The following is a 5568-nucleotide window of genomic DNA, read 5'->3' as shown; positions in this document are numbered from 1 at the left end:
CGCCGCGGCGTTTGGCGCGATTTGGAACATGCTCCTGCGGCGGTGTTAGGAGTGGTTCGTCAAGCGACAATGAGGCTTGGGACTTGGTTAACTTTCCACCTGAAATTGGAAGGCGAAGAGATGGGGATTCCCGTATTTCCGCTGGCGTAGGTTTTGCCGGGGGGGCGCTTTCGCTGCAATACGCGCGCCTCCTGAGCGGCTCTTACCGTATTCAGCTCGGTCAGAATACCAAGGTTTGGTCCCGCGATCAAATCCTTCACGGTTATGATTTGAATTCGCGCTCGTTCTCCGCCCGGGAGTGATATTCTCCCGCCTGTTGCTGCTTCGGTACGCATGTCTTGAGTAGGGTCGTTTAGGCAGATAAGGACACCCATGTCGGCGGCTTCCCGTTGGACAACGCTTTTCAATACCCGAACAGCGTCTGGGCCGATGTGTTTTCCGCCTTTTACAGAAACTATCGCGTGACCATATTTACCCGGGCCGGTCACAAAGGCGATTTCACCATCAATGCCCTTGTCAGGTCCACGACCCTTAGCCTGACCACCAATTCGTCCGACTGCCCATTCCTGAAATGTATACGGCTCAGTGGCCGCAAGCTGACGCGCTCCGTATTCGTCCTTTGGAATTCCCTCAATTGAATAGGTGGCGAGGGGAAGCCAAGTCTTCATTCTATCCTGAATTACCTGAATCGCTAGATAGGTAATATCAATTCCAACCCATGCTCTTCCCAGCCGCTCCGCAGCATGCAGTGCCGTCCCGCAGCCACAGAAGGGGTCCAGCACGACGTCGCCTGGCGCCGTTGAAGATAAGATGACACGCTCTAGCAGAGCGAGGGGTTTTCTGCGTGGGGTAACCGATGCGCTCCTCAGCCTGCGAGTTGAGAGGAGGTATGTCGCCCCAAAAGCTGCCGATAGGGTTTCCCCGATCATCAATCGGCCGAAGTTTACGGCGCGGCGCGCCTGATCTGCTCCACGACAGATTGCCCTCCGCGTCAATCTCACGGAGTTTCTCCAACTCTACGCGCCATCCGTATGGTGGAGGTGTGAAGCCCTTATACTCGTAGACGAGATTTGGGCGAACACCCATGCTCGCCGATCGAAGAATTGGGCCGTCTGCATAGGGGCCCAATTCGTCCGATCTATCATATTTTTCCAGGAGTTCGGCCTGCGACAAAGGTACACGTATCGCGTCTTCGTAAAAGGGCGCCGCATCTGACTTCGCATAATAAAGAATAGTATCAGTGCTCGGGCTGAACTTTTTGCTTGCGTGTTGTGATCCCTTCGGATTTTGAGACCTGAGCCAGATAATTTCGTTCCGAAAGTTCGAGGCGCCAAATATCGAGTCCATGACGGTTTTCAGATAGTGGCTGGCCGTGGGATCGCAGTGAAGGAATATGCTGCCTGTTGGCCTCAAGACACGCTTCAAATGTATCAGGCGAACAGTCATCATGGCGAGGTAAGCCATAAGATCGCTCTGACCCAGAAAACCTTGGAGAGCTTGCAACATTCGGAAGATTGAGACATCGGATCGGCGCACCGATTCCATCGCAGCTTCCGCCCCGTCTTCCCAGCGCCAAGTGTCTTCGAAGGCCATCCGCTGCGCATCAGCCCCGACAGGTGATTTGTAAAGGATGTTGTACGACGCTTTGGAGTTGAATGGCGGATCTAAGTAAACCAGATCCACGGAGTTTGCCACCATCTTCTCCAGCCAATCGAGATTGTCCCCGAAGTACAGCTTGTTCACGCAATGTCCCCGATGAGTGCGACAGATACTTTTTCATCTTCTACAATCTTGGTTGAATTTTCGTTTATACTAACGGACCAGTATCCGGCCTCAGTTCCAGTCCGGAAGGCACCGCCCAATCGGGGACATAGACGGAAGGCTTAGCTGTCGGAATCTTCTTGGGCAGCTGGCGCCGCGCCCGTCATCGCTGAAACACATCCACCCACCCATCGTCCGTACTTTCTGGCCGGCTTCCGAAAAGGTTCAGACCTTCCCGTTTCACGCGCTATGGCGTGATCGAAGGGAAGGTCACGCGTGTTGCGACGGACGCGATCCCCGCGCCAGATGCGCAACAGCTCGAAAACAAGCCGGACAAGGAGCTGCAAAGCACGATCCCGATCCGCAACGCTCAGCGGGTCCAGAACCTCGTCTTTCCGATCACCGTTGTGCCTGACGTCAACAGGATCGATGTTGGTGGCACTACGGTACCACTGTCGCCGGAATGGCGGTATCGGTCGAGGTCAAGACCGGAAGCCGGCTGATATTGGAGTATCTGTTCTCGCCGATTGCCGGGGTGTCGTCGCAAGCAATGAAGGAACGGCGATGTATTTGATGGAGCTTGGTGGTTGTCGGCGGTTCGATTCCCATCAAGACAAAGAATCGGCGACGACAGATGGGAGCGGTTGAAGCGAGTGGATACGACTGGGTATGTTCATCGAGCCCTTCATGTTCAAGACTGGTCAGAAATGGGATCTGTCGCGCAACGCGGCCTGCGTGACATCGCAGGCTCCAGGCGTGGAATATACCCTCCTGACCGCTTCCAAAATAGGAAGTTTCGCCCATGCAAGGCGATCATACCGCTTATTTCAGGCTGCCTCAGCTTCCTCGGTCGCATTTTCAAAGGGCAAAAACCCTTTGTAAACGAGCTGGTTCCTTACTACCGACTCGTGAACGAAAAACGTCTCTGCGGCAGCTTCGATGCTTTCTGGCGTGGGATTGTTGACGTCGAGCTCATGTCGCAGGTCATCGAACGGGCATAAAAGGCTTCGCGCAAAGGCCCGCTGGAATTTTTGTCTATCGGTGTTCGAACGGCTGACAACGCCGAACTCAGCCCCAGATTTCCAGACGGCATCGCCAAAGATCCTTGCTAGCTCGTAACGACGGTCCTTCGGACGCAAAGTCTTAAGCGACAGACGGGTCCGGTCAGAATCGTCAGACATCCGCAAGCCATAGGGAAGTTTACGTGCAGTCGCCGTCGCTTTCTTCAAGTCGCCCCAACGCGCTCCAAGGATATCAGCAAGACTACCGCTCCGCAGTTGCCCAGGTCGCGCGCCGATCATCGCGCGCAAGTTTGCCGCCGCGCTCTCCGCAAATCGCCATGGGGCCGCCGCCGGGGGAAGTTCTGGATCCTTCTCGATCTTGGTTGCGAGACTGAGGTCGACTGTCGCATCCGACAGCCGCGTTGCTTCGATCGCCTGCCCAAGTATCGTTGCGGATTCTGCACCAGGCCTGGCGCGAGCTGCCTCTTCCACGCCCTCTTCACCGGCCAACCCCTCGAAATCGATCAGTCCGGTGACGACATCGTCAGGCGCTTCGTCGGCATCATATCCGAGACAGGCTTCAAGCCTTCTCCACCCCGCCAGTTCCGGGTCTCTCCGTTCGGCTAAGACCTGACCCAAAAGTGCCTCAAGCGCTTTGCCATCTACTGCGCTCGCACAGTGCTCGATGACGAGCTGGAGAAAGGCGTCGAGCTCCTTCTCATATTCGTCAGCCATGACCATCCCGACACCATTGATGTTGACATATTGTTGTGGGCCGCCTGCCGAGCGCTTCCCAAGGCTTGGTGCAAAAACGATCGGATCCGCCGAACTGTAGATCATAACCGGCGGCCATAGTGCTCCGCCCATCGCAGAGTTCAACTCGTGCCGCAGGCGCCAGTCCGCTGACACAGAATGAGGGCCATTGATAGTCTCCCACCGCAGGCGCCACCAATTATCAACGAACCACAAGGCCAGTCCGGTGGCAGAAGCTCTGAAATAGTCCCGAATGGTTTTTTTCCGTATCAGCGATACGGGACAATACCCGGTCGCCCAACCGAAGCGAAATCTCTGCAACTTCGCTACCGGCTGCAGACCAGTTGGCGGATAGTTCGAAGAAACGACTGTCGGTCATCGATAAAAAGCCTCTGCGGCCTCGATAGCGGCCCTAAAATTCTCATCGTCTGTTATTGTAAATCCTCCTGGCGCGAAAGCAACCGTTCGCGAACGAGCGAGGATTTGTCGAGCGAAAGCATCATTCTGCAGGATCGGGTATCCATAATACTCCGCCTGGGCCTCATTTGTTATGCGCAGTTCGTAAATCCAACCAGTGTCATCGATTGTCCAGAGCATCGCTGGAACATCTCCCGCGGCTCGCTCCGACTGCAGGCCAAGATGGAGTCCTCGCCTCAGCAGCTGCGGAATGCTCGAAATATCCGCCTGAGCGAACTTTGCATGTTCGTCGCAATAGGTGCGCTCGACATCAGGACCAACATAAGGCTTCAATCCATAAGCAATCGGATTGTACTTGTGCTTGGAGTAGGGCTATATCTAACAGCGTTGCACAGATCATCGCGCTCCGCATCCTTCGGTATTGAACTGCCCCCACTTTTGACCGGACACTCAGCATAAGCAGGAAGGCTCAAGCACAGGCTTGGGGATAGGCTTATGTCTAACGACTATCGACACATTGAATTGCTGACGGGTGATGTTCGCCGCAGACGGTGGACAACTGAGCAAAAGCTGACAATCATTGAGCAGAGTTTCGAACCAGGCGAGACGGTATCGTCCACCGCTCGCCGCCATGGCGTCGCGCCCAATCTGCTTTATCGGTGGCGCAGGCTCTTGAGCGAGGGAGGTGCTGCAGCCGTGGATTCTGACGAGCCGGTGGTCGGCAATTCCGAGGTGAAGAAGCTGGAAGATCGCGTGCGCGAGCTTGAGCGCATCCTCGGGCGCAAGACGTTGGAGAACGAGATTCTCCGTGAAGCCCCCTGTCCAAAGCCCAGTCAAAAAAACGGATATCGCGGCCGATCTTGTTGCCGAAGGACGGTTCCCGATGAAGGCCGTGGCAGATACGCTGGGCGTCTCTCGTTCCAACCTCATCGAGCGACTGAAAGGCAAATCAAAGCCGCGTGGGCCATACCACAAGGTCGAGGATGCAGAGCTTCTGCCCGCCATTCGCAGGCTAGTGGATCAAAGGCCAACCTATGGCTATCGGCGGATCGCCGCGCTCCTCAATCGCGAAAGGCGAGCCGCCGATAAGCCTGTCGTCAACGCCAAACGGGTCCATCGCATCATGGGCAACCACGCCATGCTGCTGGAGAAGCATACGGCCGTTCGCAAGGGCCGCCTCCACGATGGCAAGGTCATGGTCATGCGCTCCAACCTGCGCTGGTGCTCGGACGGCCTGGAGTTCACCTGCTGGAATGGCGAGGTCATTCGTCTCGCCTTCATCATCGACGCCTTCGACCGGGAGATCATCTCATGGGCAGCCGTCGCCAATGCCGGGATATCCGGCTCCGACATCCGAGACATGATGTTGGAGGCCGTCGAGAAACGCTTCGGCGCAACCAGCGCCCCGCATGTCATTGAACATCTGTCTGATAACGGCAGTGCCTACACCGCGAGGGAGACCAGGCTGTTTGCCCAAGCCCTCAACCTGGTCCCATGCTTCACGCCCGTTGCCAGCCCTCAGTCCAACGGCATGTCGGAGGCTTTCGTCAAAACCCTGAAGCGGGACTACATACGCATCTCACCTATTCCGGACGCCGAAACAGCTCTCCGGAAGATTGACGGATGGATCGAAGAC

Annotated in this window: 5 protein-coding genes; 2 read left to right on the top strand and 3 right to left on the bottom strand. The window is 56.1% G+C overall.

The window, feature by feature from the left end; all coding sequences use genetic code 11:
• Positions 1 to 59: 59 nt before the first annotated feature.
• Positions 60 to 812, bottom strand: a complete 753-nt coding sequence (locus BN77_RS33920) for a DNA methyltransferase (protein WP_280109963.1) — start codon at positions 810 to 812, stop codon at positions 60 to 62.
• Positions 706 to 1743, bottom strand: a complete 1038-nt coding sequence (locus BN77_RS35625; RefSeq protein ID WP_051321211.1) for a DNA methyltransferase — start codon at positions 1741 to 1743, stop codon at positions 706 to 708. Before BN77_RS35625 ends, BN77_RS33920 begins: the two co-directional genes overlap by 107 nt.
• Before the next feature lie 272 nt (positions 1744 to 2015).
• Between BN77_RS35625 and BN77_RS29600 the strand changes: the two genes are divergently transcribed.
• A complete protein-coding gene (locus BN77_RS29600) occupies positions 2016 to 2264 on the top strand; it encodes a hypothetical protein (protein ID WP_007539268.1) in 249 nt (82 codons plus the stop codon).
• A 324-nt stretch (positions 2265 to 2588) separates the two neighbouring features.
• Here the strand turns inward: BN77_RS29600 and BN77_RS29595 are convergent, their stop codons facing one another.
• On the bottom strand, positions 2589 to 3602 hold the full coding sequence (locus BN77_RS29595; protein ID WP_208856492.1) for a hypothetical protein: 1014 nt from the start codon (positions 3600 to 3602) through the stop codon (positions 2589 to 2591).
• A gap of 825 nt (positions 3603 to 4427) precedes the next feature.
• Between BN77_RS29595 and BN77_RS29580 the strand changes: the two genes are divergently transcribed.
• Positions 4428 to 5568 (top strand): IS3 family transposase gene (locus BN77_RS29580; RefSeq protein ID WP_244426287.1). Its coding sequence is split into 2 segments (ribosomal slippage), with 1140 coding nucleotides annotated over them: positions 4428 to 4748 and positions 4750 to 5568; the frame shifts between segments, so codons are not numbered across the junction. This gene is flagged as partial in the annotation.

This window comes from Rhizobium mesoamericanum STM3625, assembly GCF_000312665.1.
GTDB lineage: Bacteria > Pseudomonadota > Alphaproteobacteria > Rhizobiales > Rhizobiaceae > Rhizobium > Rhizobium mesoamericanum.
Note: the sequence above shows the minus strand (reverse complement) of the source record. Positions and strands in the feature narration are given on the sequence as shown.

What these genes read in the sequence shown, in the direction of transcription:
- BN77_RS29595 (WP_208856492.1), bottom strand. Translation starts at nt 3,602, where the DNA reads ATGATCTACAGTTCGGCGGATCCGATCGTTTTTGCACCAAGCCTTGGG.